Here is a 23,344-nt window from a genome sequence, read left to right as displayed (position 1 = left end):
TTTTCTTAAAATTTTACCAGACTCACTCTCCATATTCACTACACATTTTATAAATAATTAATCAACATCGCTAAGTGATAATCTACAACCAGGTTAAGTGGTGCATGCAATATGTACTTTGTCTAAGGAGTTTTATGGTGCTGACTAAATGTTTTTTCCGGTGCGAGAATTTGATGGCCTCACTTTTATTTTGCATCGTTTCATATGGGTTGCTATCTACCTGGCTTTACCTTGTGCATTCAATTAATGAAAAAGTAGAATCAACATTACCCTCATCTTTACTGATTCGTGTTTTGATAATCATTACAGCATTATCATTTATTATTCAGAAAAAACCTGGAGTTTTTAAAAACTTCATTGCAATAACATTCGGTCTGGTTTTAGTGTTTATACACACCATCATTGTATTACATCTGCTTTTGAATACTTTTCCAGATATCTATGATTTTGTTTTTTATTATGAATTTTTTTTAATGGTTTTCTTTTGCGGACTACCTTTATGTTTATGTATAAGAATGGTTTGATATTATGCAATGTCAATATGATACATAACCTCAGGAGTGAGTACACATATCCTCCATAAAACATCCATTCACGATTGACATCATCACGTTACACTTAGCACATGGATTTATGACTGCTCTGTTCTGCTGTCTCGTTTCACTTAGCTGACATAATAAACCAACTGCAGAACCCTTTACACACAGATGTTTAATATAATTTATCATGATTTATAAAGGCAACGACAAACCTATGGCCCCCGGGGTTGCTATCTCACTTAAGAGACTTGCCTGGCGGCACAGAAAGAAATTGTGCATTACTTTCATGCTGGTTATTGCTGAAAACGTTGCATTCCTGCTCTACCCCGTTCTGGCGGGCATGGCGATAAATGCCATCCTGGGCGGACAGACGTCACATGCGGCCCTTTATGGCCTGATGGTTCTGTTCATGTGGTGCATGGGAGCCGCCAGACGTAGTGTCGATACGCGAACGTTTGCACGTATCTACGCAAGTCTTGCTGTGACTGTAGTATTATCCCAGCGAAAATATTCACTTAATCACTCGACTATTGCTGCGAGAGTCACTCTGTCGCGTGAATTTGTAGATTTCTTCGAGTTGCACCTTCCCGTATTGATCACCTCGATCATTTCCCTTTTCGGCGCAGCAATTATGCTGTTATGGATTGAATTCTGGACAGGTATAGCCTGTTTGATCATCGTGGCAATACTGATGTGTTTTGTCTCAAGCTATGCCAGCAAAAATGAGACATTCTACAGACGGCTGAATAATCGCCTTGAGAAAGAGGTCGATTATGTTAATAAGGCGTCTTTTGGTGCTCTTAAGCGACATTATGACACACTTGCTCGTCTGCGCGTGGTGTTATCCGACAGAGAGGCATGGGGATATTTATCAATAGGCCTTCTGGTTTCTGCTCTCTTTTCCATGACCATTATCAGGATGAGCATGGAATCCGGAATTAATGCCGGACATATTTATTCCGTCATGACCTATATGTGGATGTTTGCAACAAGCCTTGATGACGCACCACAACTTCTTGAGAAATTTTCCCAGCTCAGGGATATCGGTAAACGGGTTTCGACTGACGATGAGACCTCTTTATCAGGAAAACCATGCTGAACTTTTACCCTTTGTATGTTGACTGGAAGTACACCTGATGCCGCACTTTTTCATTGAGCGCCCCATCTTCGCATGGGTTATTGCCCTGTTTATTGTTCTGACGGGACTGTTGTCCATACCTCGTTTACCGGTTGCGCAATACCCTGAAGTTGCGCCACCCGGTATTATCATTTCAGTGAGTTACCCTGGAGCTAGCCCGGAAGTGATGAACACATCCGTCGTGTCTCTGATCGAGCGTGAAATTTCGAGTGTTGACAATTTACTCTATTTTGAATCTTCCAGTGACACGACAGGGATGGCGTCAATTACGGTAACTTTCAAACCCGGCACCGACATCAAACTCGCCCAGATGGATCTGCAAAACCAAATTAAAATTGTGGAATCTCGCCTGCCGCAGTCGGTAAGACAGAATGGGATAAATGTTGAGGCAGCTAATTCCGGTTTTTTAATGATGGTGGGGTTAAAATCGCCAAGCGGAGCCTATCAGGAAGCTGACTTAAGCGATTATTTTGCAAGGAATGTTACTGATGAACTCCGTCGCGTACCTGGTGTAGGTAAAGTCCAGCTTTTTGGCGGAGAAAAGGCACTCCGCATATGGCTGGACCCGATGAAATTACACAGCTATGGGCTCTCTGTTACGGATGTATTAAGCGCCATCAGTCAACAAAACGTGATTGTTTCACCGGGCAGAACCGGAGATGAACCCGCGACGAGCAGTCAAGAGGTGACCTATCCAATAACGGTAAAAGGGCAGCTCTCTTCGGTTGAAGAATTTCGCAATATCACGATTAAATCACAGGTCTCAGCCGCCCGGGTGACACTGGCAGACGTTGCCCGCGTGGAATCCGGGTTGCAAAGTTACGCATTTGGCATCCGTGAAAATGGCGTGCCTGCAACGGCTGCCGCCATTCAGTTGTCTCCTGGCGCAAATGCGATTAGTACTGCGTCGGGTATCCGCGCGCGGTTAACAGAACTGTCCGGTGTGCTTCCCGAGGGAATGACATTCACCGTGCCTTTCGATACGGCTCCATTTGTAAAGCTATCGATATTGAAGGTAGTTGAGACATTTGTTGAAGCCATGGTTCTGGTCTTTTTCGTGATGCTGCTTTTCCTTCACAAGATACGCTGTACGCTTATTCCTGCGATTGTGGCACCCGTGGCGCTGCTCGGCACATTTACCGTAATGCTATTAAGCGGTTATTCCATCAATATTTTAACCATGTTTGGAATGATACTGGCCATCGGGATTATTGTTGATGATGCTATTGTTGTGGTGGAGAACGTCGAACGACTGATGGAAGACAAAAAAATGTCTCCACAGGATGCAACGCGAGAAGCGATGCGTGAAATTACGCCGGCAATCATTGGTATTACGCTGGTGCTCACTGCGGTGTTTATACCAATGGCCTTTGCCAGCGGTTCTGTGGGTATTATTTATCGACAGTTCAGCATTTCGATGGCGATATCCATTTTACTGTCGGCATTCCTGGCGCTGACGTTAACGCCTGCGCTTTGTGCAACCCTGCTCAAACCACATGGTATTCATCAGGGTAAAAGCAGCGTATTTTCAGCGTGGTTTAACGCTCACTTTCATCGCCTGACTTCGTTTTACGCCACTGGTCTGGGATTTGTACTGAAGCGTACTGGCCGTATGATGATGATCTACGCTGCATTATGTTTGGCATTGTTTGCCGGGCTGTCCACCTTACCATCATCATTTTTACCCGATGAAGATCAGGGTTATTTTATGTCCTCAATCCAGCTTCCTTCTGATGCCACGATGCAGCGGACGCTTAAGGTCGTCGATACATTTGAAGAGGAGATCGCCCATCGGCAGGCGGTAGAAAGTAACATTATGATTCTGGGATTTGGTTTTTCAGGGTCAGGCCAAAATTCGGCCATGGCATTCACCACCCTCAAGGACTGGAGACAACGCAAAGGAACCACGGCACAGGAAGAAGCTGACCATATTCGGTCCCAAATGGCAAACGTGCCGGACGCCGTAACAATGAGTCTGCTGCCTCCGGCTATTTCTGATATGGGAACCTCATCCGGGTTCACTTATTATTTACAGGACAGAGGGGGGAAAGGCTATCAGGCACTCAAAAAGGCGGCCGATGAGCTTATTGTACAGGCAAATCATAATCCTCACCTTGCCGATGTCTATATTGATGGACTTGGTGAGGGAACAAGCCTTTCCCTGCATGTCGACAGGGAAAAAGCGGAAGCCATGGGGGTTTCGTTTGATGAAATAAATCAAACCATTTCCGTTGCAGCAGGTTCCAATTATGTTAATGACTATACCAATAATGGTCGGGTTCAGCAGGTTATCGTCCAGGCGGATGCGCCATACCGGATGCAGCCTGAACAACTTTTGGCTTTGTCTGTTAAAAACCGTCTGGGGCAGATGCTTCCATTATCCACTTTTGTGACGCTTTCGTGGAATGTTGCACCGCAGCAACTGATACGCTATCAGGGATATCCTGCCATACGCATAACCGGGAGTTCCGCACAGGGAAAATCGTCAGGTACCGCAATGGCGGCAATGGACAATCTGGCTAAGCACTTACCACCGGGGTTCGCCGGTGAGTGGGCGGGAAGTTCGTTACAGGAAAAAGAGTCTGCATCACAGCTTCCGGGTCTTATTGTGCTCTCGGTACTGGTGGTATTCATGGTGCTGGCTGCTCTTTACGAAAGCTGGTCCATTCCCTTCGCGGTCATGCTCGTTGTTCCTCTGGGGCTGCTCGGCGCTGTGCTGGCCGTATCCGTTACAAATATGACGAATGACGTCTTTTTCAAAGTGGGTCTGATAACCCTGATTGGACTTTCCGCCAAGAATGCGATTCTGATTATCGAGTTCGCGAGACAATTGATGAAAGAAGGAAAGAGCCTTATTGACGCGACATTGACGGCTGCAAAGCTACGCTTACGGCCAATTCTGATGACTTCTCTGGCTTTCACATTAGGTGTTGTTCCGCTGATGCTTGCCAGTGGAGCCAGCGACAGCACGCAGCATGCGATTGGTACCGGTGTATTCGGCGGGATGATTAGCGGAACGCTACTGGCCATTTTCTTTGTTCCGGTATTTTTCGTGACGATCACACGATTTACAGGCATGCGAAAATATAGACTGGGGAATAGCCGGAACGGCTAATCTCTGCCCTGTGTTCCGGCCAGTTTAAAGCAGACTTCTTGCTGAACTGGCTGGCATTACATTATCAAGGACATTATGACCATCATTACCACTCAAAGATTAATCATTCGCCATTTTAAGGAAGAGGATGCGGCAGCTCTTTTTGATTACCTCTCTTCACCACGTACTCCTTGCTTTAAGGATGAAAAGTTACATTCACTCGCTGAGGCAGAGGTCGACGTGGCTAAACGAGCCTCTGACCCAACACAGTTTGCCGTTTGTCTAAATGAAACCGATACGTTAATCGGACATCTTTTTGCGGACAATAGCAACGAGCCAGACAGCAATACCTGGTCAGTAGGCTGGCATTTTAATCAACGTTTTGAACATCAGGGATATGCAAGCGAGTCAGTTGCTGCACTGTTTGATTATTTATTTAAAGTAAAAGGCGCCAGACGTTTGTATGCCTGGGTGGAAGATTATAATTACTCCTCTCAAAAACTATGCGAGCGACTACTTATGCGACGTGAAGGATGTTTTAAAGAATTTGTCTCCTTTGAAAACGAGGAGGGTAAGGCAAGGTATGACGACACATACATCTATGCGTTACTGCATAAAGAATGGACGAAGTAGAGGACGAAGAAAAATGTCCGCTCCTCGCTCATGGCGGACCTTTGGCTCAGTTAACAGTTCGCGCCGTGCCAGAAGCGGATCTCGCTTACTGCCAGGTATCAGTATTTACGGGAAGCAGATCAGCCAGGCTAGGGATATCTATTATTGAGTATTGAACTGAAATCGTATGTCTTGGATTTAAAATCGTTTGCGGGTGGGATATAGGCATTGAGCTTTTTACTGATGCTTGATACTCTCAGAGCACAAGCAGCGACCCAACACCATACTATAAAAGCCACAATAACGACGTATAGAGATTTCAAAATCTCTATACCATCACTCTGTGAAGAACCTCTGTATATCTCAGCACCGATATATAATAGCAACGATATTAACACAGAAGGTATTATCCACTTATGGAATTTATGAGGGTATATATTCCCGTTAGTAATTGTGTACATGCCCTGATAACGCAAGACTGCCTTCAAGGACGGAATCAATGACTGTGCATAATCGGAACTCAAGCATATGATTTTATAAGATAAATGCCAATCTCTATGCAGTCCGAACGACTGTAGGCGGAACTGCTGTTCCGCCTTTGCTAACGGATCGGAGATGGGTACAGAAGAGGTTCTAAGCCATTCGACTGCTTTTATCTGCTCGGAGGATGAGCGTGAAAAAAAGTCTCTGCGATGAAACTGAATATACTTTTTTGTAATCGCTCCAATGATAGTAAGAATGACTGCGGAACCCACTTGGTTACTAAATAGGTCCTTTATTATCGATATCATAGCTTTTCTCCTGCTTATCTAATTTCTAAAAGAGATAATATTTTATTTTTTAAAAGCTAAAAAATTTGGTTCCTCAATTTTATAGCAACTACAGTTCCTTTCAAAAGATCTCAGTCTAAAGAATACTACTTTCTCCGGCAGCAACTCCATTACCTGTGGTTTAACACGTAGCATAAAGTCATCAATGGAGCTATCCCGTTCCCGAACTTCCGCTCCTCGCTCAAATCAGACCTTCATCCCAGTCAGATTGCCCACGTCGTGTCGAAGCGTAAGTGAGAACGCCAGAAGCCCTCAAATATCGATGCTTCGTTTCTCCGGGATGCTTACACTTACACCCAAACCAAAAAAAGCCCCTGCGCGAAAGCAGGGGCAAGCCATGTCAGAGCTTTTTTTATTAGTTAAACACCATCCCGCCGTCGATCAGCAATGACTGACCGGTCATATAATCAGAATCCGGGCTGGCAAGATAGGAGACGCAGGCGGCGACATCTTCCGGCTCGGACAGGCGGCCGAGGGTGATGCGTTTGGCGAACTCGGCGGTACCGTAGCCCAGCGGTTTACCGGCGGCTTCGGACACCTGGCGGTCAATTTCGGCCCACATTGGCGTTTTGACAATCCCCGGGCAGTAGCCGTTGACCGTGATGCCCAGCGGCGCGAGGTCGCGAGCGGCGGTCTGGGTTAAGCCGCGTACGGCGAATTTACTCGAGCTATATACCGCCAGCTCCGGGTTGCCGACGTGGCCGGCCTGGGAACAGGCGTTGATGATTTTCCCGCCGTGACCCTCTTTCTTAAAGGCCTCGACCGCCGCCTGGATGCCCCAGATCACCCCTTTGACGTTGATGTTGTAGACTTTGTCGACAATCTCCGGGGTAATGGACTCGATCGGCGTGGATGGCGCCACGCCGGCGTTGTTGACGATGACGTCGAAGCCGCCCAGCGTTTTGCGCGCCTGTTCGACGGCGGCAAATACCTGGTCGCGGTCAGAAACATCCACTTTCACCGCCATGGCGCGGCCGCCGGCCTGGTTGATTTCGGAGGCGACCGCTTTGGCGGTGGCGTCGTTATAATCGGCAATGGCCACGGCAAATCCATCCTTCACCAGACGAAGGGCGATAGCTTTACCAATCCCCTGGCCGGCGCCGGTAACAAGTGCGACTTTTTTCATTTTCCTTTCCTTATTGTGATGACTTACAGAATCTGACTCAGATGCAGCTGGCCCATCAGCAGCGGGTTATCGCGATAATCCACCGGAATGGCCACCACCGCCGGGCCGTCGACGTCCATCGCCGCGTGCAGGGTCGGCTCCAGCGCCTCGGCGCTTTCCACGGCAAACCCTTTCGCGCCGAAGGATTCGGCATAGGCTTTAAAATCCATCGGCCCGAACTCGACGCCGGACAGGCGCTGGTATTTTTTCTCTTCCTGAATGGCCACCATGTTGTAGCCGTTATCGACCCAGATCAGGTGCAGTACGTTGGCTTTCAGGCGGACGGCGGTCTCCAGCTCCATGCTCGACTGCAGGAAGCCGCCGTCGCCGGAGACGGAGACCACTTTTCGCTCAGGATTGACCAGCCAGGCGCCGATGGCCCAGGGCAGGGCGACGCCCATGGTCTGCTGGCCGTTGGAGATCATCACCTGACGGGCGCGGAAGCTGTACAGGTAGCGGGCAATCCAGATATGGAAGCTGCCCATGTCCACGGTCAACGTGACGTCGCTGTTGACGATGTCCTGCATGGCGCGAACGATACGCAGCGGATGCAGGGCAAACTGGTTCAGCTGCGCGCCGCGGCGGTCCAGCAGCTCGCGCTGGTGCTGGCGGTCGCGGAGGATCTCCGCCGCCTGCGGGGAGAGCACCAGCCGATGATCGATATTTTGCGCCAGCTTGTTGAGAGTGCCGGCGATATCGCCCACCAGCTCGACATCCGGGGTGTAGTTGCGCTCTTCATAGGCGGGCAGCACGTCGATGTGCACCAGCGTCGCGTTGCCGCTGTTCCACATCGCCGGTTCGTATTCCACCGGGCTGTAGCCGATGCAGATCACCAGGTCGGCGAGCTGCAGCAGACGGTCCCCGGCCTGGTTGTTAAACAGCCCAACCCGGCCGGCGAAGCGAGAGAAGTTATCCTGATTCACCGCTCCGGCGGCCTGATAGGTGCTGGTGACTGGAATATGGCTGGTCTCCAGCAAACGGCGCAGCGCCTTGCTGTTTTCCGGCTGGCTGGCCATCAGGCCGAGCAGGAAGATCGGGTTCTTCGCCTGGGCGATAAGCTTCGCCACCTGGTCGATGGCATCATCCGGCGCGGCGCCCATCTGCGGGGCCCCGCTGGCCGGCAGCACTTTGCCGCTGACCGGGCCATCGACCACATCCTGCGGCAGGCTAACGAACGCGCTGCCCGGCCGGCCCTGCTCGGCCGCGCGGAAGGCGTTGGAGACCACTTCCGCCAGCGCATCCGGCGCCGTCACCTCGACGGCGTATTTGGTGACCGGGCTGAACATCGCCACCGTATCCATACTCTGGTGGACCTGCTTCGCTTTATCGGCGCGTTTTACCGCGCCGCCCAGGGCCACCACCGGGTCGCCTTCGCTGTTCGCGGTGGCCATGCCGGTGATCAGGTTGGAACAGCCCGGACCGGAGGTGACCAGCGCCACGCCCGCTTTGCCGGTAATACGTCCGACGGCGGCGGCCATAAACGCGGCGTTGGCTTCGTGGCGCACCGGAATAATGCGAATCGAGGAATCCAGCAGTGAGTCGAAGACCTTGTCAATTTTGGCGCCGGGGATGCCGAACACCTGGCGTACTCCCTGAGCTTCCAGCTGACTGACGACGAGATCGGCGCCGTGCGCCCACTGGCGTACCGGATACTGTTTGTCCATGTGACCCCCTTAACTTTCTACGGAACGGATGGCGGCATCGAGATTATCGGGATGCAGATTAGCCTGCAGGAACGCGCTGTCGGCGGGCAGGTCGATCATCAGCTTGTGAATTTCGCCGAAGGTCAGCACCCCATGGTCGAGCTGGTAATCCAGCAGGTGACCGCCGCCTTTGCGGTCATCGGTAATAAAGTGCTCGTGATACCCGGCGACGTTGATCCCCTGCATATGCTGCGGGGTCCGGAAGCCGACCAGCACCCCTTCGCGCTGGTTAAAGCGGAACACCGGCTGATCGTCGAGGACGTCGGTCATCGCCCGGTACGGCGGCGTCTGGCGCGGCACGGTGCGGGTATGGGCATGGCGGAAATGGCCGTCGATGCGCAGGGCGCAGAACAGGTTGTCAGAGGGGATTTGCTGGTCGATCACCTCGTGCAGCTGCTGGCGGCTCACCGGATGGTCAAAGGTTTTCCGGTACTGCGGCTGGAACCAGGTCATCACCGCGAACGGCGTTTTCTGCTCCGGCTGGGCTTTGCGCGCGCTGCCGTCGGCGCGCAGCTGATAGACCTGACTGCTGAAGGCGATCAGCTCCCCGTCCAGCTCATTAAAGGTGCCGAGGCCGAAATCGCCGTGTTTCAGCAGGTCGGCGATGGTGGTGCTGCCTTCGTAAACCCCGCTCAGCAGGGCGCTCATGAGCGATGTCTGATAGAGCACGCTCTCGGGATGCTGCGCGGAAAACGCCCGCAGGGTTTCGCATAGACTCTCTTCGCAGGTGCATTCAGCAGAATGATTCATATACCACTTCCTCGTTCAACAAATATAAGAAAGGTTAAATAAATGTTGACCCGATTCAGCTCACAGTTCCAATATAGAAACCATGCTGGTTTGAGACGTTTTCGATATGGAACTTCGTTATCTTCGCTATTTTGTCGCCGTCGCCAGGACGCGGCACTTCACCCAGGCCGCCAAGGAGCTGGGTATTTCACAGCCTCCGTTAAGTCAGCAAATTCAGCGGCTTGAGCGCGAAGTGGGGACCCCGCTGTTCCGGCGTTTAACCCGCGGGGTGGAGCTGACGGAAGCGGGAGAGTCTTTCTATGAGGATGCCCGCCAGATCCTCGCCATGAGCGATGCGGCGCTGGAGAAGGCCAAGGGCATTGCGCGCGGGATGAACGGCAGCCTGTCGCTAGGCATTACCAGTTCTGATGCTTTCCATCCGCAAATCTTCACGCTGCTGCACCGTTTTCAGCTCGACCACCCCGGGGTGACCCTGCACCAGATGGAAGACAATATGGCCAATCTGATGACCGCCCTGAGCGAGGCCGAGCTGGATATCGCCTTCGTCCGCCTGCCGTGCGAGAGCAGTAAAGCCTTTAATCTGCGGATTATCGATGAGGAGCCGATGGTTATCGCGCTGCCGCGCGATAATCCGCTGGCGACGCAGCCGACCCTTGCCCTGGAGCAGCTGCGCGACGTGGCGCCGATCCTCTTCCCGCGGGAGGTGGCCCCCGGGCTGTATGAGCTGGTGTATAACAGTTGCCTGCGCGCCGGGATCGATATGGAGCGCGCCTGGCAGTCGTCGCAAATTTCATCGTCGCTGAGCATGGTCAATGCAGGCTTCGGCTTCGCGCTGGTTCCGCAGTCGATGACCTGCATCCAGCAGCCGAACGTCAGCTATCACCCGCTTAGCGGGGCGCCGCTGAAGACCGATATCGCCATCGCCTGGCGGCGCTTCGAGCGCTCGCGTACGGTGAAACGCTTTCTGGCGATGTTCTGATCTTCGCGGCGCCAGCGGCTTACTGCGCCACCCAGCCGCCATCCATGTTCCATGCGGCGCCGCGCACCTGGGCGGCGGCGTCGCTGCACAGAAACAGCGCCATTTCGCCCAGCTGTTGCGGGGTGACAAACTCCCCGGAGGGCTGTTTTTCCGCCAGCAGCTGGGCGCTGGCCTGCTCCGGGTCGACCCCCTCGGCGATGCGCTTATCGATCTGCTGCTGCACCAGCGGGGTTAGCACCCAGCCCGGGCAGATGGCGTTGCAGGTGATGCCGCTGCGCGCGGTTTCCAGGGCCACGGTTTTGGTGAGCCCGACCACCGCGTGCTTGGCGGCGACGTAGGCCGATTTCTCTTTCGACGCCACCAGGCCATGCACTGAGGCAATGTTGATGATGCGCCCCCAGTTGCGCTGGCGCATACCCGGCAGCGCCAGGCGGGTGGTGTGGAAGACGCTGGAGAGATTGATGGCGAGAATATCGTTCCATTTGTCCACCGGGAACTGCTCCACCGGGGCCACGTGCTGGATGCCGGCGTTATTGATCACGATATCGACGCCGCCGAAGGTGCTTTCGGCATAGTGCATCATCGCCTCGATCTGCCCGACGTCGCGCAGGTCGGCGTCGTGATAGCCGGGGATCTTGCCCAGCGCGGCGACTTCAGCCCGGGCGTGGCTGCTGTCGCCGAAGCCATTGAGCACCAGCTGGGCGCCTGCCTGCGCAAGCACTTTGGCGATCCCTAAACCGATGCCGCTGGTGGAGCCGGTGACCAGCGCCGTTTTACCGTGTAAGTTCATTGTATTACTCCTTCAATCTGGTATCAGACAATGCCGGTCACATAGAACGTGGCAATGACAAACAGTACCGCGAGGCTTTTGATCACCGTGATGGCGAAAATGCCGCCGTAGGCCTGGCGATGGCTCAGGCCGGTGATCGCCAGCAGGGTGATCACCGCCCCGTTGTGCGGCAGGGTGTCCATGCCGCCGCTGGCCATGGCGGCGACACGGTGCAGTACCTCGAGCGGAATATTGGCGGCGTGGGCGGCGGCGACAAAGGTCTCGGACATCGCCGCCAGGGCGATGCTCATCCCCCCGGAGGCCGAGCCAGTGATCCCGGCCAGCACCGTGACGCTGATCGCCTCGTTTAACAGCGGATTGGGAATGGCCGCGAGGGCTTTTGACAGCACCAGGAAACCCGGCAGGGCGGCGATAACCGCGCCGAAGCCATACTCAGAGGCGGTGTTCATCGCCGCGAGAATAGCCCCGCCCACCGCCGTACGACTTCCCTCCGCCAGCCGGCCGCGGATATTGCGATAGCCGCAAACCAGCACCAGCACAATGCCGGAGAGCAGCGCCGCCTGCACCGCCCAGATGGCGGTGATTTTCCCCACTTCGGTGACGACAGGCTTCGCCAGGCCCGGCAGGGTGAGCTCATGGCTAGCGCCGTACCACTGCGGGATCCAGTGGGTGAACAGCAGATTCAGCACCCCCACTAACAGCAACGGGGCGATAGCGATCAACGGATGCGGCAGATCGATGTCATCCGGGGTCTCCGGCTCATTTTGCAGGTCGGTCCCATAGCCTTCGCCGCTGGCCTGCGCTTTGCGGCGCTGACGCTCCAGCCACAGCAAACCGAAGATGATAATGAACAGCGAGCCGATAAGCCCCAGCCAGGGGGCCGCCCAGGCGTTGGTGCCGAAGAAGCTGGTGGGAATAATATTCTGGATCTGCGGCGTGCCGGGCAGGGCGTCCATGGTAAACGAGAATGCCCCGAGGGCGACGGTGGCGGGGATCAGCCGTTTGGGGATCCCGCTCTGGCGAAACAGTTCGGCGGCGAAAGGGTAGACGGCAAAGGCCACCACAAACAGCGACACCCCGCCGTAGGTCAGCAGGGCGCACACCAGCACGATCACCGGGATCGCGTGGCGGCGCCCAAGGATGCGGATGGCGGCGGCGACAATCGAACGAGAGAATCCCGACAGCTCAATCAGCTTGCCGAATACCGCGCCCAGCAGAAACACCGGGAAATAGAGCTTCACAAAGCCGACCATTTTTTCCATAAACAGGCCGGTAAAGGCCGGGCCGACCGCGCCCGGGTCGGTGAGCAGCACCGCGCCGAGGGCGGCGATCGGCGCAAAGAGGATCACGCTGTATCCACGGTAGGCTGCCAGCATCAGTAACGCCAGCGCGGCCAGGGCTATTATCACACTCATCACGACGTCTCACTCTCATTGTTATTGTAGGGGTACAGAACGCGATACTAGGGTTTCAGGGCGAAGCGCAGCTGGTGTTCCCGGCGCGACTGGATGCGCTGGTGCCGGGCCTCGTCCCAGCGGTAAAAGCCTTGCCCGCTGCGGGCGCCGGTGTCGCCTCGCGCCACTTTCTCCGCCACCAGCGACATCATCTCCGTGCCGCTGGCCAGCTCCGGCAGCAGGTGCTGGCAGATATCCTGGACCGTCGCCAGGCCGGTCATGTCCGCAGCCTCCAGCGGGCCGACCATCGCATAGCGGCGGCCCAGCGAGGCGCGCATCACCTGGTCCACCACCTCCGGGGAAGCGATGCCGCTGTGGACGATATGCAGCGCTTCGCGCAGCAGGGCGAACTGCAGCCGGTTGCCGACAAAGCCCGGCGCGGCGCGGTTGAGCACCACCGCCTCCAGCGCGCAGGCGGCGCAAAAGTCGCTCACCTGGCGTGCCAGATGAGGCAGCGTGGCGCTCCCGGGCACCACTTCCACCAGCGGGATCAGGTGCGGCGGATGCCAGAAATGAGCGATCAGTAGCCGTTCCGGGAGGCGCATGCCCTGCGCCAGCTGATCCGGCGGCAGGCCGCTGGTGTTGCTGGCGATAATCGCCTCGTCGGCGATCAGCGTTTCCAGCTCGGCGTACAGGGCGTGCTTCAGCGCCAGCCGCTCGGGGATCGCTTCAATCAGCAGCGTGGCATCGGCCAGGGCATTCAGCGTCGGGGTGGGGGTCAGACGGGCCAGCACCGCGTCGCGGTCGGCGGGATCCTGCTGACCGCTGGCCTCCAGCTCGCACAGGATGGCGCTGGCCACCGCCGGAACCTCAGCGAGACGCTGCGGGTCGGTGTCATACAGGCGGACGGCGTGACCGTGACGGGCGAAATGGCAGGCGATACCGACGCCCATCAGTCCCGCGCCGAGTACCGCCAGGCGTGATGTAAACATAGTGGCTCCTGTTAACGTTGTAGAGTCATGGCGATGCCCTGGCCGCCGCCGACGCACAGGGTTGCCAGCCCTTTGCTGGCGCCCCGGCGCTGCATCTCATGCACCAGGCTGACGAGGATCCGGCAGCCGGAGGCGCCGATGGGATGTCCCAGGGCGATGGCGCCGCCGTTGACGTTGACCTTCTCGCTGTCCCATTCAAGCAGCTGGCCGACGGCCAGCGCCTGGACGGCAAAGGCCTCGTTGGCTTCGATAAGGTCCACCTCGTCCAGCGTCCAGCCGGCGCGCTGCAGCGCCTGGCGGCAGGCGCTCACCGGGCCGATGCCCATCACCGACGGGTCGACCCCGGCGACCGCTGAGCTGACAATGCGCGCCAGCACCGGCAGCCCAAGCTCGCGCGCTTTATCGACGCGCATCAGCAGGACCGCCGCGGCGCCGTCGTTCAGCGACGAGGCATTCCCGGCGGTGACGCTGCCGTCAGCCGGGCGAAACGCCGGGCGCAGCTGGGCCAGCTGCTGCTCGCTGGTCTCCGGGCGCGGTTGCTCATCGTCAGTCACGACTCGCGGCGGCTTTTTGCCCTGCGGGACGCTGACCGGAACGATCTCCTCACGAAAGCGCCCGGCGGCGATAGCGGCCGCCGCTTTGCGCTGGGAGCTGGCGGCGAAGGCGTCCTGGCGCTCGCGGCTGATGTCGAAGGCGTCGGCGAGGTTCTCGGCGGTAATGCCCATGTGGTAGTCGTTAAAGGCATCCCACAGGCCGTCCTGGATCATGCTGTCCTGCAGGCTGGCGTGGCCGAAACGCAGGCCGTCGCGGGCGCCATGCATCAGATAGGGAGCATTGCTCATGCTCTCCTGGCCGCCGGCGATAACGATCCCGGCGTCGCCGCAGCGGATCGCCTGCACCGCCTGCTGAACCGCTTTCAGCCCGGAGCCGCACACCAGATTGACGGTGACCGCCGGAGTGTCGACCGGCAGGCCGGCCCGCAGCGCGGTCTGGCGCGCCGGGTTTTGCCCGCAGCCGGCGGTAAGCACCTGGCCGAAAATTAGTTCGTCGACCGCTGCGGCGGGCAGCTGGCAGCGTTCAAGCAGGCCGCGCACCACCGCTGCGCCGAGGTCGACGGCGGAAAGAGGGGCGAAGGCGCCGCGAAAGCTGCCTACCGGGGTGCGTACGGCAGCAACAATGGCAATATCGGTCATGGTCTCTCCTTAACTGAAGCGCATTTCGCGCACGTCGTCGGCGACGATCAGCCGTCCCGCCGTTTTACGTATCACCTCGTCGGGGCTGACCCCCGGGGCCACTTCGCGCAGGACAAACGCGCCGTCGACAATCTCCAGCAGGGCCAGATCGGTGAGTACCCGGCGAATACAGCCCACGCCGGTGAGCGGCAGGGTGCACTGCGGCAGCAGTTTGGATTCGCCGTTTTTTGAGGCGTGGGTCATCACCACGATGATGTTCTGCGCGCCGGCCACCAGGTCCATGGCGCCGCCCATCCCCTTGACCATTTTTCCAGGGATCATCCATGAGGCGATGTTGCCCGCGACGTCGACCTCAAAGGCGCCAAGAACGGTCAGGTCGACGTGGCCGCCGCGGATCATGGCGAACGACTGGGCGGAATCGAAGATCGCCGCCCCGGTTTGCGCGGTGACGGTTTGTTTACCGGCGTTAATCATGTCGGCGTCGATGGTTTCCTCATCGGGAAATTCGCCCATCCCCAGCAGGCCGTTCTCCGACTGGAGCATCACTTCAATGCCGGCGGGAATGTAGTTGGCCACCAGCGTCGGGATACCGATCCCGAGGTTGACGTAGTCGCCGTCGCGCAGCTCCTGGGCGACGCGCATCGCCATTTGTTCACGGGTCAGCATCTCAGTGCCCTCCGGCGCGCAGGGTGCGCTGTTCAATACGTTTTTCGAATTGCCCGACGATCAGCCGGTCGACATAGATCCCCGGAGTATGGATGGCGGAGGGGGGCAGTTCGCCCGGCGGCACAATCTCTTCCACCTCCACCACCGTAATGCGCCCGGCGGTGGCCATCAGCGGGTTGAAATTCTGCGCGGTGTGGCGATAGACCACGTTGCCGTACCAGTCGGCTTTCCAGCCTTTGACCAGCGCGAAATCGCCGCGGATCGCCTCTTCAAGGATGTAGTGTCGGCCGTCGAACTGGCGCACCTCTTTGCCTTCGGCGACCGGGGTGCCATACCCGGTGGCGGTGTAAAAGCCGGGGATGCCAGCGCCGCCGGCGCGGATTTTTTCCGCCAGTGTTCCCTGCGGGGTGAGTTCTACCGCCAGCTCGCCGCTGAGCACCAGCTGTTCAAACAGCGCGTTTTCCCCGACGTAAGAGGCCAGCACCTTGCTGACCTGGCGCGACTCCAGCAGCATGCCGAGACCGAAACCGTCGACCCCGCAGTTGTTGGAGACCACCGTCAGCCCCTGCACCTGGCGACGCTGCACCTCGGCGATCAAGTTCTCGGGAATGCCGCACAGGCCGAAGCCGCCGGCGAGCAGCGTCATGCCGTCCGTTAACCCTTCCAGCGCCGCTTCGTAACTGGCGACGCGTTTATCCAGTCCTGCCATCTTGTCTCTCCTGCCTTGCGATAGCCTTATCATTGGCGCAGGCGACTGATTTGATAATTTTGAATTTGTGACTCACTCATTTGGAATTTTAATTAATTTCCTGTTAACTAATTTTTTTCAATTAGTTAACAGGAAGAAAAATGAGAATGAGTGTCAAACAGTTACGCGCGTTTTTAGCGGTAGCTCACACTCTGAATTTCGCCCACGCCAGCGAAAGGCTGAATCTGTCGCAGCCAGCTCTCAGCCTGACCATCAAAGGGTTGGAGGAGGCGCTGGGCGGCGCGCTGCTGCAGCGCAGCACCCGCAAAGTGACCCTCACCCAGGAGGGGGAACTCTTTCTGCCGATGGCCCGTCAGCTGCTGGCCGACTGGGATAACGTCGAGGAGGCCATGCGTCAGAGCTTTACCCTGCAGCGGGGGAAAATTTCGGTCGCTGCGATGCCGTCGTTTGCCGCCAACGTTCTGCCGGAGGCGCTGAAAGCCTTCCGCGACCGCTATGCCGGGGTGAACGTCACTGTGCATGACGTGATTAATGAGCAGGTGATCGAGATGGTGCGCGAGGGGCGGGTGGAGATGGGCATCGCTTTCGAGCCATCGCCCAACCACAACCTGCTGTTTACCCCGCTGGCGGTGGACCGCTTCGTGGCGATCGTTCCCCAACAATCCCCGCTGGCGAAGAAAAAGCAGCTCAGCTGGCAGGAGCTGTTGACCCTCGACTTTATTACCCTGCAGCGCCCCTCGGCGGTACGCCTGATGCTGGAGGAGGCGCTGGCGCGCAGCGGACGTCAGCTGGACGTGGCGCTGGAGAGTCATCAGCTGGTGACGGTGGGGAGGATGGTGGCCAGCGGCCTGGGGGGCAGCGCGGTGCCGGCGCTGTGTAAAACGCAGATGGCATCGTTGGGCGCCGTCTGCATCCCGCTCAGCGATCCGCCGATTGAGAAGTGCGTCGGCGCGATCCATGCCGGACATCTGCCGCTGTCGAAGGCGGCGCAGGCGCTGCTGGATACGCTGAAAGGGTTTTTACCCACCTGAGGTGTGGGCGTCAAAAAAAAACCGGCCTGCTGGCCGGTTTGACAATCAGATTTTGCAGGCGTCGCCGCAGTCGTCGTCGGCAACGATCGCCTGGGCTTTTTTGTCCGCTTCTTCCAGACGCTCCGCGTTGCGCTCTTCCGCTTCATCCAGGCCGCTGAAGACCAGGTTGTCGAGATCAATTTCCATAAGTTACCTATCGTTGCTGGTTTTGAATCAGGGTCAAGTATAGGGCATAACCGCCAGCGGATGTAGCCGCGCTTCGCGCCGAAGGCACAGAGCGTTAAGTCGCTGAGCGGAGGGCGTTACCTACCATAAATAATCGTTGACAGAATAAGTTTAGCGACAAATAACGTCGCCAGGATAATTTCCTGCCTAAATATTAAATGAAAGGACAACGAAGGAGTAATTAAGCGTTGACGAAACGCTTTTATGTTAATATGGCCGCGATTATGGATGAATCTATGGATCTTAATCAATGGAACATACTGTTGCAGGCGCCATCAAAGAATGGCGTAAACATAATAAAGTGATCGGTCAGGTCAAAATAAGCTATAAAAAAATTTTACGAAAATGCAGAGAGCTCTCGCTCGCAGGAGGTAAATACAGAGAATATCAAGGACTTTGTGCGAAATATCAGTGCGCGCGGTTGACCGCGGTGACCAAAGGACTGGTGCCTTTTGAGGATAAACCGTTTAAAGCGTATCTCAATAAACGGCTGTCAAAACGACGCAAACTGGATATTGCCCATGGTTCACTGAATTTCATCGAGAAAACGTTTCACCCTGATGTCCTGCCGCAGCTCTACAATGTCGCGGATTTTGGCCGCGAGATGTTTTCTATTCCCTTGAAAAATGGCGATAAGCTTGACGTTAAGCTGCTGGCCTCGCCGTTTCAGGAGGAAGGGGAGCTGATGCTGCAGCTGTTTCTTGGCGACCGGCGCGTCTATAGCGTCTGTTTTTCCTGCACCGACGATGGCCGCGCTTATATCGGCGGCATCCAGGGCGGGAAAGATATCACCAATGACGAAGTGAAGGTGCTGACTAAAGAGCTGCATGGCGCGCGGCCGAAAAATATCATCATGAGCGTGCTGTATGGTTTGCTGCGATATTTCAACATCTCCACGGTCTACGCCATCGATTCTGATTATCACGTGAAAAGCGATCTGGTGAAAGCCAGTTATTCATCGCTGTGGCTGGAAATGGGCGGTGAGAAACAGGCTCGCGGCTGGTATAAACTGCCGGCGCAAGAGATCAAAAAGAGTATTGAAGAGGTGAAAAGTAAGCACCGGAGCCAGTTTATTAAGCGCGAAGGTCTTAAAGAGCTGATTCAGATTAATATGGCGAATGCCCTGCAGCAAATTACCTTGCCTGCGCGGGTGAATTAACGCCACTCACACGTCAGGCGGGCAGCAGGGGGCTGCTGCCCGGCTGGCGATTTCCTCTCTCCCCAGGTCGCTGTGCCGTAGGTTACTGCCCGCTCTCGCCGACTGGCGGTGACGCGGAGACGGTGAGCAGCGGAGCGCTGCGCCACCATACCATCAGGGCGACAATCGCGATAACGCTCAGCACGCCGAAGGCGGTGGCATAGGAGTAGTGCCCGGCGATAGACCCGGTTAACGCCGGACTCATTGCCGCCCCGGCGCCCTGCATCAGCATCACCACGCTCTGTCCAGCGTTAACGTGCCCGCTGCCGCGCAGCAGCGAGACGATAAAGCTGGGCACCGCCACCCCCAAAATCCCTGCCGCCAGGCCATCAAGAATTTGCACCGGGACCATCATCGCCGGGGCGTCGCTGGACGCCGCCAGCGCCGCCCGGATGGGCATGATCAGCAGCGCCAGCAGGATGCATCGCCAGTAACCGTATTTGTCGATGCTGCCGGCGACCCGGATGGCCACCGGGATCATCACCACCTGCGAAATAATCACCGTGGCGGCGGCAAACAGTCCGGGATTGAGGTGTCCCGGCGCGGCGGCGATCCGCATGCTCAGCATCGGCAACAGTGCGGCATTGGCGAGATGGAACAGCATCAGGGTTACGCCGGCGATCAGCAGCGGCGTATGGCGGAACAGGATGGCAAACCCCGGCAGGGAGGGCGTGGATGCCGCTTCGATGCCGCGGGCGGCATCATCGTCGATATCGCCGCCGCGGATCGCCAGCAGGGCGACCAGGGTAAGCAGCGTGGTACAGGCCATCAGAATGAAAATGCCGCCGATGCCCCAGTACCAGGCGATAGCCCCGGCCATTAGCGCGGTGAAGAAATTTCCCGCGTGGTTGAAGGCTTCGTTTTTCCCCATCTGGGCGCTAAAGCCGCGCTGTCTGGCAAGACCGAGGGTAATCCCGGCGATCAGCGGTCCGACAAAGGCCGCGCAGATGCCGCTGGCGACTTGCGAGAGGGCGACCACGCTGGTCTTCTGACTAAACCAGAGCAGCAGGGTGGTGAGGGTGATCACCAGGCAGACCCCGGCCAGCAGCAAGCGCTTATGCCGCGAGCTGTCGGTGATGAAGCCGGCGGGCAGGGTCGCCAGCAGGCCGGCGATACCGCCGACGGACATCAGCAGGCCAATGTCCTCCGCCTGCCAGTGACGCTGGGTGAGAAAGATCCCCAGAAACGGGCCGAGGCCGTCGCGCACGTCGGCAATAAAAAAGCTGGTCAGACATAAAGCCCGCAGAGAACGAAGCGACATTTTCTACCTTTAGCATGCGCGATCTGCACGTCGGAATGGTCACCGGATACCTTCATCCTTTATCGCACAGTTCGATGAAACAAAAATGTCCCGCGCTCGTCGGGTACCGTGGCTATGCAACATACCCGCTTGCGGCGGCTTTCGCCAGAGGCGTACGAAAGTTCTGTAGCGGCGCTATTAGCGTTCGTCTGCCTTGACGATCTGCAGGGCGGCGGGGCTCGCCACGGTGCCGCTGGCAGTAATAAACCCCGGATGGACAGCCTCGCCGCTGGCGCTGTCCACCAATGCTATATGCGGCGCACTGTGCAGCACGTGCTGGTGGCCCCATTCCATCAGGGCGAACAGCACCAGCGCCAGGCTACGGCTTTTATCAGTCAGAACATATTCATACCGTTCGCGGGAGCCGGCTTCCCGGTAGGGCACTTTGCTGAGCAATCCCGTTTCGGTCATGGTTTTTAACCGGGTGGTGAGCGTCTGGCGGGTAATATGGGTGTGCGACAGCATCGTTTCAAAGCGCGTCACGCCGTAAAACGCCTCGCGGAGGATCAGCAGCACCCAGCGGTCGCCGAGTATTTTGGCTCCTTCCGCCAGGCCGCACAGCGCCGGGTCGAGGTAGGGCAGTGATTTATTTTTTGACATCGCGAGATTGACCTTCTACTCTGAGTTTGAATTTTAGACTTAGATGCTAAGGAGCATAGCGTGCCATTTGTTAACGTGCAAACCATTAAAGGGATCATGACCGCGGAACAGAAAAGTGAACTGCTGCGACGGATGACCGATCTGCTGGTGGAGATTGAGGGGCAGGGCGATCCGCAGTTCCGCCAGTCCGTCTGGATCCGCATTGACGAACATGACCCGGAGCAGTGGAGTCTGGGGGGCGTCCAGCCGACGGCCGCGATGATCGCGGCGAAATTTGCCGCCGCGCGACGCGACGGATCCCCGGAATAAAACGGGCGGCGAAGCCAGGCCCGGCGGTCTGGCGCAGAAGAGGGGCCAGATCGCCGGGTAATATTGCGATTCGCTATGATGCAAAAGCGTATTTTGCGGCTAAGGTAACGGTCAGGGAACCCAACAAACAGGGCGCGATGCCAGACGGCCAGCCTGGCGCCACTCTCAAACCGGTGAAAACAACGGATGTCTACAGAACACATGCTGCCGCTGGCGGTGCAGAACAAAAATATCCTTCGCCTGGCTGCCGCTCAGGCGCTGGCCGGCGCCAACTCGGTGGTCTTCTACGCCACCGGCGCCATTGTGGGTAACGCGATTGCCCCCAGCCCGTCGCTGGCCACGCTGCCGATCACCCTGTTTGTGCTGGGGATGGCGGCCTCGATTCTGCTTTTCGGCGCGCTGGCGCGTAAGCGGGGCCGCAAAGCCGCGTTTATGGCCGGAACCGGCGCCGGGGTGGTCACCGGTCTGGCGGCCGCTCTGGCGGTGGTGCTGGGCTCTTTTCTGCTGTTTTGCTTCGCTGCGATGCTTGGCGGCGCCTATGCCGCGGTGGCGCTCAGTTTTCGCTTTGCCGCCACCGACGGCGTCGCTCCGGAACGTCGTGCCCGCGCGCTGTCGCTGGTGATGGGCGGCGGCGTGGCCGCCGGGATCATTGGCCCGATGCTGGTCACCGGCACCATGCACCTCTGGCCGACTCATACCTTTGCCTTCACCTTTCTCGCTCAGGCGCTGGTGGCGGCGCTCGCCGCCATTCTGCTGGCAGGCGTGACATCGGCGGAGCCCGCGGCGGCCAGCGTGCGCGGAGGGCGGCCGCTGCGCGAGATTGTCCGCCAGCCGGGTTTTGCCACTACGGTATTCAGCGGCGCGGTGGCCTATATGGTGATGAATTTTCTGATGACCGCCGCGCCGCTCTCCATGCATATGCACGGTCTTTCCCAGCAGGCCGCCAACCTTGGGATCCAGTGGCATGTGATGGCGATGTACGGCCCGGGATTTTTCACCGGCCGGCTGATCCAGCGCTTCGGCGCAGTGCGAATGGCGGCGGCGGGATTGCTGATCACCGCCGCGTCGGTGGCGGTCGGCCTGAGCGGTCTCGGCGTGTATCATTACTGGCTGTCGCTGATTTTGCTCGGCATCGGCTGGAACTTTGGCTTCACCGGCGCCTCGGCGAAAATCATCGATTTCCACCGCCCGGAAGAGAAGACCCAGGTTCAGTCGCTCAACGATTTTCTGGTCTTCGGCGTGATGATCGTGGGGTCGTTTTCGTCCGGGGTTCTGCTCAACGCCTTCGGCTGGAACGCCGTGCTGTGGGGCTCCCTGGTCCCGGTTGCGGTGGCGTTGTTGACCCTGCTGCTGCGCCCCTTATCCCCATCCCGCGCTTAGCGCCTGGCCTGCCGCTGCGCAGGCCGTCTTTTGCTTTTTTCAGCTATGCATTGCTGAAATTCATCTGACTCCTTGCGCGTAAAAACGTCACAGACGCTACATGCTGTAGTAATCTCTACAACATGACAATGCATCTCTTGATCCTTAACCTGACAACGTCTCAAGCCACGCTGCGCATGCGTGTCTGGCGAACCCTGAAGCAGAGCGGGGCAGCGGTCCTGCGCGATGGGGTCTATCTGCTGCCCGACGTGAGCCAGGGCTATGACACTTTCCTCAGCACCTGCCAGGCGATCCGCGCGGAAGGGGGGACCGGGTATGTTTTCACGATTGAGGCGGCGGAAGAAGAGGCGCTCAGGCCGCTATTCGATCGTCGTGAAAAGTACGACGCGCTGTTGCAGGATCTGCAGGCGCTGCAGGGGACGTTATCCAACGACGAACTGGCGGCTCAGCTCAAACAACTGCGTAAAATTCAGCGTGACTACCGGCGGATCGAGGCCATTGATTTCTTTCCGGGGGCCGCCCGGGAGCAAGCCGCTGAGCGACTGGCCACTATCGAGCAGGTCATTAATCAGCGGCTATCGCCGAACGAGCCGCAGTCGGTGGCGGGCGAACTGAGCCTGCTGGACAGAGGCGCCTTTCGCGGCCGGCTGTGGGCCACCCGCCGACGCCCGTGGGTCGATCGTCTGGCCAGCGCCTGGCTTATCCGGCGCTTTATTGACGACGAGGCGCGGTTCCTGTGGCTGGGGG

The 23,344-nt window shown here is 57.1% G+C and carries 23 protein-coding genes; 10 read left to right on the top strand and 13 right to left on the bottom strand.

The features are described from left to right. The first annotated feature begins 134 nt into the window (after positions 1-134). The 4 genes from BHE81_RS08070 (at position 135) to BHE81_RS08055 (ending at position 5,404) form a co-directional block, all read left to right on the top strand. Complete coding sequence (locus tag BHE81_RS08070) at positions 135-524, top strand: hypothetical protein (RefSeq protein WP_032414267.1); 390 nt, start codon at positions 135-137, stop codon at positions 522-524. A gap of 229 nt (positions 525-753) precedes the next feature. Further along, complete coding sequence (locus tag BHE81_RS08065; RefSeq protein WP_004151176.1) at positions 754-1,638, top strand: ABC transporter six-transmembrane domain-containing protein; 885 nt, start codon at positions 754-756, stop codon at positions 1,636-1,638. A gap of 37 nt (positions 1,639-1,675) precedes the next feature. Next, the gene (kexD, locus tag BHE81_RS08060) at positions 1,676-4,792 is read left to right on the top strand and encodes a multidrug efflux RND transporter permease subunit KexD (protein ID WP_004151177.1); all 3,117 of its coding nucleotides are present in this window, start codon (positions 1,676-1,678) and stop codon (positions 4,790-4,792) included. Between the two features lie 75 nt (positions 4,793-4,867). Continuing rightward, positions 4,868-5,404, top strand: coding sequence for a GNAT family N-acetyltransferase (locus tag BHE81_RS08055; RefSeq protein ID WP_004151178.1), 537 nt, complete (start codon positions 4,868-4,870; stop codon positions 5,402-5,404). A gap of 128 nt (positions 5,405-5,532) precedes the next feature. Here BHE81_RS08055 and BHE81_RS28670 read toward each other — a convergent pair whose 3' ends face one another. The 4 genes from BHE81_RS28670 to budA form a co-directional block, all read right to left on the bottom strand. Then, a complete protein-coding gene (locus tag BHE81_RS28670) occupies positions 5,533-6,174 on the bottom strand; it encodes a hypothetical protein (protein ID WP_023301838.1) in 642 nt (213 codons plus the stop codon). Between the two features lie 394 nt (positions 6,175-6,568). Beyond that, positions 6,569-7,339 carry a (S)-acetoin forming diacetyl reductase gene (locus BHE81_RS08045; protein ID WP_004151179.1) on the bottom strand — a complete coding sequence of 257 codons (771 nt, stop codon included), beginning with the start codon at positions 7,337-7,339 and terminating at the stop codon, positions 6,569-6,571. Between the two features lie 23 nt (positions 7,340-7,362). Continuing rightward, entirely contained in the window at positions 7,363-9,042 is a 1,680-nt protein-coding gene (gene alsS, locus BHE81_RS08040) for an acetolactate synthase AlsS (protein WP_004200174.1), read from the bottom strand. A 9-nt stretch (positions 9,043-9,051) separates the two neighbouring features. Then, a complete protein-coding gene (gene budA / locus BHE81_RS08035) occupies positions 9,052-9,831 on the bottom strand; it encodes an acetolactate decarboxylase (RefSeq protein ID WP_002908205.1) in 780 nt (259 codons plus the stop codon). Between the two features lie 106 nt (positions 9,832-9,937). On the opposite strand from budA, the gene BHE81_RS08030 reads away from it, so the two are divergent. After that, a complete protein-coding gene (locus tag BHE81_RS08030; protein ID WP_004145376.1) occupies positions 9,938-10,810 on the top strand; it encodes a LysR family transcriptional regulator in 873 nt (290 codons plus the stop codon). A 19-nt stretch (positions 10,811-10,829) separates the two neighbouring features. Here the strand turns inward: BHE81_RS08030 and BHE81_RS08025 are convergent, their stop codons facing one another. Genes BHE81_RS08025 through BHE81_RS08000 form a run of 6 tightly spaced genes read right to left on the bottom strand, consistent with a single transcriptional unit; the run spans position 10,830 to position 16,554 of the window. After that, the gene (locus BHE81_RS08025) at positions 10,830-11,600 is read right to left on the bottom strand and encodes a 3-hydroxybutyrate dehydrogenase (RefSeq protein ID WP_004189574.1); all 771 of its coding nucleotides are present in this window, start codon (positions 11,598-11,600) and stop codon (positions 10,830-10,832) included. Between the two features lie 23 nt (positions 11,601-11,623). Beyond that, positions 11,624-13,018 carry a GntP family permease gene (locus tag BHE81_RS08020; RefSeq protein WP_196543521.1) on the bottom strand — a complete coding sequence of 465 codons (1,395 nt, stop codon included), beginning with the start codon at positions 13,016-13,018 and terminating at the stop codon, positions 11,624-11,626. 44 nt (positions 13,019-13,062) lie between these two features. Next, a complete protein-coding gene (locus BHE81_RS08015; RefSeq protein WP_023316960.1) occupies positions 13,063-13,986 on the bottom strand; it encodes a 3-hydroxyacyl-CoA dehydrogenase family protein in 924 nt (307 codons plus the stop codon). 11 nt (positions 13,987-13,997) lie between these two features. Then, entirely contained in the window at positions 13,998-15,179 is a 1,182-nt protein-coding gene (locus BHE81_RS08010; RefSeq protein ID WP_004151182.1) for an acetyl-CoA C-acetyltransferase, read from the bottom strand. Positions 15,180-15,188: 9 nt separating this feature from the next. Next, the gene (locus tag BHE81_RS08005; protein ID WP_002908192.1) at positions 15,189-15,845 is read right to left on the bottom strand and encodes a CoA transferase subunit B; all 657 of its coding nucleotides are present in this window, start codon (positions 15,843-15,845) and stop codon (positions 15,189-15,191) included. A gap of 1 nt (position 15,846) precedes the next feature. Then, a complete protein-coding gene (locus tag BHE81_RS08000) occupies positions 15,847-16,554 on the bottom strand; it encodes a CoA transferase subunit A (RefSeq protein WP_023342764.1) in 708 nt (235 codons plus the stop codon). A gap of 140 nt (positions 16,555-16,694) precedes the next feature. Between BHE81_RS08000 and BHE81_RS07995 the strand changes: the two genes are divergently transcribed. Then, entirely contained in the window at positions 16,695-17,585 is an 891-nt protein-coding gene (locus tag BHE81_RS07995; RefSeq protein ID WP_004180250.1) for a LysR family transcriptional regulator, read from the top strand. 45 nt (positions 17,586-17,630) lie between these two features. Here BHE81_RS07995 and BHE81_RS07990 read toward each other — a convergent pair whose 3' ends face one another. Further along, complete coding sequence (locus BHE81_RS07990) at positions 17,631-17,771, bottom strand: hypothetical protein (RefSeq protein WP_002908189.1); 141 nt, start codon at positions 17,769-17,771, stop codon at positions 17,631-17,633. A gap of 289 nt (positions 17,772-18,060) precedes the next feature. On the opposite strand from BHE81_RS07990, the gene BHE81_RS07985 reads away from it, so the two are divergent. Then, a complete protein-coding gene (locus BHE81_RS07985; RefSeq protein ID WP_004180248.1) occupies positions 18,061-18,969 on the top strand; it encodes a DUF535 family protein in 909 nt (302 codons plus the stop codon). Between the two features lie 82 nt (positions 18,970-19,051). Here BHE81_RS07985 and BHE81_RS07980 read toward each other — a convergent pair whose 3' ends face one another. Next, on the bottom strand, positions 19,052-20,269 hold the full coding sequence (locus BHE81_RS07980; protein WP_004189586.1) for an MFS transporter: 1,218 nt from the start codon (positions 20,267-20,269) through the stop codon (positions 19,052-19,054). Positions 20,270-20,446: 177 nt separating this feature from the next. Beyond that, positions 20,447-20,908 carry a winged helix-turn-helix transcriptional regulator gene (locus tag BHE81_RS07975; RefSeq protein ID WP_009307678.1) on the bottom strand — a complete coding sequence of 154 codons (462 nt, stop codon included), beginning with the start codon at positions 20,906-20,908 and terminating at the stop codon, positions 20,447-20,449. 60 nt (positions 20,909-20,968) lie between these two features. Here BHE81_RS07975 and BHE81_RS07970 point away from each other — a divergent pair, with 60 nt between their 5' ends. From BHE81_RS07970 to BHE81_RS28665, 3 genes are all read left to right on the top strand, one after another. Continuing rightward, positions 20,969-21,217, top strand: a complete 249-nt coding sequence (locus tag BHE81_RS07970; RefSeq protein ID WP_004175772.1) for a tautomerase family protein — start codon at positions 20,969-20,971, stop codon at positions 21,215-21,217. Between the two features lie 186 nt (positions 21,218-21,403). Then, a complete protein-coding gene (locus BHE81_RS07965; protein ID WP_223177837.1) occupies positions 21,404-22,597 on the top strand; it encodes an MFS transporter in 1,194 nt (397 codons plus the stop codon). 128 nt (positions 22,598-22,725) lie between these two features. Beyond that, a partial coding sequence (locus BHE81_RS28665) for a chromate resistance protein ChrB domain-containing protein (protein WP_228268725.1) occupies positions 22,726-23,344 on the top strand: 619 nt, incomplete at its 3' end.

It is taken from the genome of Klebsiella sp. AqSCr (assembly GCF_008452795.1).
Lineage (GTDB): Bacteria > Pseudomonadota > Gammaproteobacteria > Enterobacterales > Enterobacteriaceae > Klebsiella > Klebsiella pneumoniae.
The sequence above is the reverse complement of the archived record's forward strand: the minus strand, read 5'-3'. Positions and strand labels throughout refer to the sequence as shown.

Excerpts from the sequence above, each read along its gene's own strand:
- BHE81_RS08070 (WP_032414267.1), top strand. The coding sequence starts at position 135 with ATGGTGCTGACTAAATGTTTTTTCCGGTGCGAGAATTTGATGGCCTCA.
- budA (WP_002908205.1), bottom strand. The coding sequence starts at position 9,831 with ATGAATCATTCTGCTGAATGCACCTGCGAAGAGAGTCTATGCGAAACC.
- BHE81_RS07985 (WP_004180248.1), top strand. The coding sequence starts at position 18,061 with ATGGAACATACTGTTGCAGGCGCCATCAAAGAATGGCGTAAACATAAT.
- BHE81_RS07990 (WP_002908189.1), bottom strand. The coding sequence starts at position 17,771 with ATGGAAATTGATCTCGACAACCTGGTCTTCAGCGGCCTGGATGAAGCG.
- kexD (WP_004151177.1), top strand. The coding sequence starts at position 1,676 with ATGCCGCACTTTTTCATTGAGCGCCCCATCTTCGCATGGGTTATTGCC.
- BHE81_RS07975 (WP_009307678.1), bottom strand. The coding sequence starts at position 20,908 with ATGTCAAAAAATAAATCACTGCCCTACCTCGACCCGGCGCTGTGCGGC.
- alsS (WP_004200174.1), bottom strand. The coding sequence starts at position 9,042 with ATGGACAAACAGTATCCGGTACGCCAGTGGGCGCACGGCGCCGATCTC.
- BHE81_RS08000 (WP_023342764.1), bottom strand. The coding sequence starts at position 16,554 with ATGGCAGGACTGGATAAACGCGTCGCCAGTTACGAAGCGGCGCTGGAA.
- BHE81_RS08055 (WP_004151178.1), top strand. The coding sequence starts at position 4,868 with ATGACCATCATTACCACTCAAAGATTAATCATTCGCCATTTTAAGGAA.
- BHE81_RS07980 (WP_004189586.1), bottom strand. The coding sequence starts at position 20,269 with ATGTCGCTTCGTTCTCTGCGGGCTTTATGTCTGACCAGCTTTTTTATT.
- BHE81_RS07965 (WP_223177837.1), top strand. The coding sequence starts at position 21,404 with ATGTCTACAGAACACATGCTGCCGCTGGCGGTGCAGAACAAAAATATC.
- BHE81_RS08015 (WP_023316960.1), bottom strand. The coding sequence starts at position 13,986 with ATGTTTACATCACGCCTGGCGGTACTCGGCGCGGGACTGATGGGCGTC.
- BHE81_RS28670 (WP_023301838.1), bottom strand. The coding sequence starts at position 6,174 with ATGATATCGATAATAAAGGACCTATTTAGTAACCAAGTGGGTTCCGCA.
- BHE81_RS08010 (WP_004151182.1), bottom strand. The coding sequence starts at position 15,179 with ATGACCGATATTGCCATTGTTGCTGCCGTACGCACCCCGGTAGGCAGC.
- BHE81_RS08045 (WP_004151179.1), bottom strand. The coding sequence starts at position 7,339 with ATGAAAAAAGTCGCACTTGTTACCGGCGCCGGCCAGGGGATTGGTAAA.
- BHE81_RS08005 (WP_002908192.1), bottom strand. The coding sequence starts at position 15,845 with ATGCTGACCCGTGAACAAATGGCGATGCGCGTCGCCCAGGAGCTGCGC.
- BHE81_RS08030 (WP_004145376.1), top strand. The coding sequence starts at position 9,938 with ATGGAACTTCGTTATCTTCGCTATTTTGTCGCCGTCGCCAGGACGCGG.
- BHE81_RS08025 (WP_004189574.1), bottom strand. The coding sequence starts at position 11,600 with ATGAACTTACACGGTAAAACGGCGCTGGTCACCGGCTCCACCAGCGGC.
- BHE81_RS07995 (WP_004180250.1), top strand. The coding sequence starts at position 16,695 with ATGAGAATGAGTGTCAAACAGTTACGCGCGTTTTTAGCGGTAGCTCAC.
- BHE81_RS08065 (WP_004151176.1), top strand. The coding sequence starts at position 754 with ATGGCCCCCGGGGTTGCTATCTCACTTAAGAGACTTGCCTGGCGGCAC.